General features: G+C 46.3%; 5 protein-coding genes and 1 pseudogene. 3 read left to right on the forward strand and 3 right to left on the reverse strand.

Features of this window, described 5'->3' with window-relative positions; all coding sequences use genetic code 11:
• The 3 genes from AC23NW_RS35930 to AC23NW_RS35940 form a co-directional block, all read left to right on the forward strand.
• On the forward strand, window positions 1–604 hold a 604-nt coding region (locus AC23NW_RS35930; RefSeq protein WP_487455499.1), incomplete at its 5' end, for a transposase.
• A gap of 63 nt (window positions 605–667) precedes the next feature.
• On the forward strand, window positions 668–964 hold the full coding sequence (locus tag AC23NW_RS35935; RefSeq protein ID WP_487455501.1) for a transposase: 297 nt from the start codon (window positions 668–670) through the stop codon (window positions 962–964).
• A 47-nt stretch (window positions 965–1,011) separates the two neighbouring features.
• The gene (locus tag AC23NW_RS35940) at window positions 1,012–1,752 is read left to right on the forward strand and encodes a transposase (protein ID WP_487455503.1); all 741 of its coding nucleotides are present in this window, start codon (window positions 1,012–1,014) and stop codon (window positions 1,750–1,752) included.
• Window positions 1,753–1,956: 204 nt separating this feature from the next.
• On the opposite strand, the gene AC23NW_RS35945 is transcribed toward AC23NW_RS35940, so the two are convergent.
• The 3 genes and pseudogenes from AC23NW_RS35945 to AC23NW_RS35955 form a co-directional block, all read right to left on the reverse strand.
• Window positions 1,957–2,196, reverse strand: coding sequence for an IS3 family transposase (locus tag AC23NW_RS35945; RefSeq protein ID WP_487455505.1), 240 nt, complete (start codon window positions 2,194–2,196; stop codon window positions 1,957–1,959).
• Window positions 2,126–2,695 (reverse strand): annotated as a pseudogene (locus tag AC23NW_RS35950) (IS3 family transposase); the annotation flags it as partial. The gene AC23NW_RS35945 and the pseudogene AC23NW_RS35950, both read right to left, overlap by 71 nt.
• Before the next feature lie 133 nt (window positions 2,696–2,828).
• Window positions 2,829–3,188 (reverse strand): transposase, encoded by a 360-nt coding sequence (locus tag AC23NW_RS35955; RefSeq protein ID WP_487455507.1) that lies wholly within the window; start codon window positions 3,186–3,188, stop codon window positions 2,829–2,831.
• Between the last annotated feature and the right edge of the window lie 128 nt (window positions 3,189–3,316).

Consider the following 3,316-nt stretch of genomic DNA (forward strand, 5'->3'; position numbering starts at 1 on the left):
TAACGTGATACTTTTTCATCGTAGTGGGGGCATTTTCTACAAAGCTACCCGTCACGCATATCAAGTCAAAACACTAGTTGTCAAAGAACGGGTCCGGCAGCATCGGCAAGAAACTCCTGCTTTATTAGCTATTGATAGCCAGACGGTTAAGATTATGCAATTTATTAAAGAAGAGACCGGCATAGATGGCAATAAAAGAATTAATGGACGTAAGCGTAGTATTGCTGTGGATCGGTTGGGCTTACCCTGGTCATTGGCTGTCACCTCGGCTAACACCTCGGATAATGCTGCCGGGCAGTTAGTGGTTGACCGGTTACGGGGCAAAGTACCTCGTTTAGAAGTCATTGCTGCCGATCATGGGTATAAAATTAGTTTCATCGAGCATGTTGAAGAGCAACATGGCTGGAAAGTTGAAATTGCACAAAAGCCAGAAAGTGGCCGGGGTTTTGTGCCAGAAAAAAATCGTTGGCCTGTCGAACGCAGCTTTGGTTGGCTTAATTTTAGACGTCGTTTATTTCGGGATGTGGAAAAAACGGTAGAAAGTTCGGAGGCCATGCTACGAATTGCCTTTATTTCCATTATTCTGAACCGCTTTGCCAAATAAGCGTCCAAAACAAACTCTAACTGGACATAATTTCCGTAAACGAAGTTTTACTTTTACGGTATTATGAACAAGGAAAAACGAGCCTGGAATTTAGCCGAAAAACTCGAAGCGCTCCAGCTTTTGAAGAAAGAAGGAGTCGGCAAAGCTTCTCGTCAACTTGGTGTATCGAGTACGACCCTCTACAAGTGGCAGCGATCTTTCGAACAAGATGGCGAACGGGGTCTGAGCCCTAAACCGGATCAGGGTAAAAACCCTGAGTTTGAAAAACTCAAACGGGAGAATCAGGAATTGAAAATGCTGGTGGCCGAAAAGGAATTGATCATCCGGGTACAAAACGAACTTTTAAAAAAAAGCCCTTAGCCAGGTCCCTCCGGCTTCTGGTCGCTCAGGATTGCATTAGAGCGGGTATGGTTAAGCGGCTGGTTCTGGGCTTGTGTCAGATTAGCCGAAGCTCGTTCTATTACAAGCCGCAGGCAGGAAACCGGTCGGCCGGTCGGGTTTGTTCGACCACTACGATCAAAACAACAGGAGGCTATGAGCCGGATAGTCAGGTAGTTGACGACATTAAAGCCCTATTAGCCCGCGAGTTCGTCGATTACGGCTACTACAAAACCACGATCTACCTCCGGCAAGCCAAGCATTATCTCATTAACCCTAAAAAAGTGTATCGGCTGATGAACGAACATGGTCTTTTAAACCTTACTAGCCGGGCTTACAGCACCACTAAACGTCAGTGGGTGAAAGAGTTGGTACCTAACCCTGAGGCTGAATTTATGTATTTTGAATTCGACATCAAGTACATTTACGTTCATGCCCGACGTGCGCACGCCCAAGTATTAACCGTTGTTGACGTTTTCAGTCGGTGGAATATGGGTCACTTGATCAAATGGTCGATGCGAAAAGAGGACGTGGTCTGCTTATTTGAGACGATCTTTGAGACCTACTCCTTACCCACTCAGTTTTATGTCCGCAACGATAATGGGAGTCAATTTGTGGCCGATGTGGTGCAAACTTATTTTCGTGATCGAAATGTGATTCAGGAGTTTACCAAACCAGCTACCCCCGAACAGAACGCCCATATTGAGAGCTATCACAGTATTCTGGAACGAGCGGTTTGTAAGCGATACGAGTTCGAAAGTCTGGCCTAGGCCCTTGAGACGCTGAATCGTTTCCGGGATTTTTATAACCTGGAGCGAATTCATTCGGGGCTTCACTACCGAAGTCCGTATCAATTTCTATTGGAACGAGGAGTTGATATGCACGAGCGGAAAAGCAGAAAATGTTCCAACTAACAAATAAGAAATTTTGTCCAAGAATTAGGGGGTTGGGGTGGTTCGATTTAGCGGGACAGTTTAGTGCTTAGTTTTTGACAAATTTAGATAATACTCATTTTCAAACTGTTCGGGGCTTTTGTAGCCCAAAGATGAGTGCTTCCGTTTCCGATTATAGTAGCACTCAATGTACTCAAATAACTCGGTACGAGCGTCCTCAAGATTCTGAAAAATACCATCCTGAATCAACTCAGCCTTCAATCTCGACCAACAAGACTCGGCACCGGCCGCCCGGCATAAAGGCGTTGTCATAGGAATCATCAGGACGGCTCATACTCTGGCGTAACTTGTGATCTCTCAGTGTTAAGCGAAAGCCTTTGTCTATATATTGACCGCCACGATCAGAATGAATAATCGCTTGTTCTTCAATTGGATAGGCCACTAACGCCTTTTTGAGGGCTTTATGTATCAGCGAAGCTTCCATATGTGTTTCTATCTGCCAACCTTTGATGCGTCGGCTGAATAAATCCATCCAGGCAGCCAGGTACGCCCACTCTCCGCCAGCCAAGGCAATGTAGGTAATGTCGCCTACCAGAACTAGTCCAGGAGCCGTTGGTAGCGGCACTTCCAACAGCAGATTAGGGCTAAATGGCCCATCATGGCGGCTATCGGTGGTACGCGGCAAAAAACTACGGGGCTGGATAGCTCGTAATCCTTGCTGACGCATCAGTTGCTGCACCTGATACCGACTCACCTGGTAGCCTTGATCGCGAAGCTCTTCGACTAACCGACGACTCCCGTAGCGTCGGCAATGGTCAAGAAAACTTTCTTCAACTTATCGGGCTAACTTTTTCTTCTCTGCTGTGGGTTGATAGGTTTCACCAGCTTGATACCGGTAAAAGCCACTACGACTAACGCGCAACACGTTGCACAAGAATTGAACAGAATGCTCATTAATGTGCTGACTTATAAACTGATAGATCAACCTCAGGTCTGTCGGCTTGGTCAGCCACGCTGAAAATGGCCAAGGCTTTTTTTAAAATCTGTCGTTCCTCTTCAAGTTGGCGTACTTGATGCCGTAAGCGCTCATTTTCAATAGCCAGTGGGCTATCTGCTTTTTCTTTCCCCTTTGTTAAGCCATCAGCGGTTTGCTGTTGGCTACGCCAACGGTACAGCAAATTCTCACCAACGCCCAGTGCCTGAGCAACTTGATGCACACTACGACCATTAGCAATCATACGCAAGGCTTCAGTCTTGAAGTCCTGATCATACTTTCGGCGGGAAGCCAGTTGGTTGTTTTTTTGTTCTTTCACGACTCTGCGAAGTTAAGCACTTGCAGTGTCCCGATTAATTAGACCATCTCAGTGGGTAGCAACCACTCAAAGTTAGTTAAGTTTACGGTTCAACAATAAGACTCTGTTTGCGTCGCATCGACTCACCT

This window comes from Arsenicibacter sp. R0_47 (assembly GCF_057652235.1).

Coding starts and splice junctions, on each gene's coding strand:
- AC23NW_RS35935 (WP_487455501.1), top strand. CDS start 668: ATGAACAAGGAAAAACGAGCCTGGAATTTAGCCGAAAAACTCGAAGCG.
- AC23NW_RS35945 (WP_487455505.1), bottom strand. CDS start 2,196: ATGATTCCTATGACAACGCCTTTATGCCGGGCGGCCGGTGCCGAGTCT.
- AC23NW_RS35940 (WP_487455503.1), top strand. CDS start 1,012: ATGGTTAAGCGGCTGGTTCTGGGCTTGTGTCAGATTAGCCGAAGCTCG.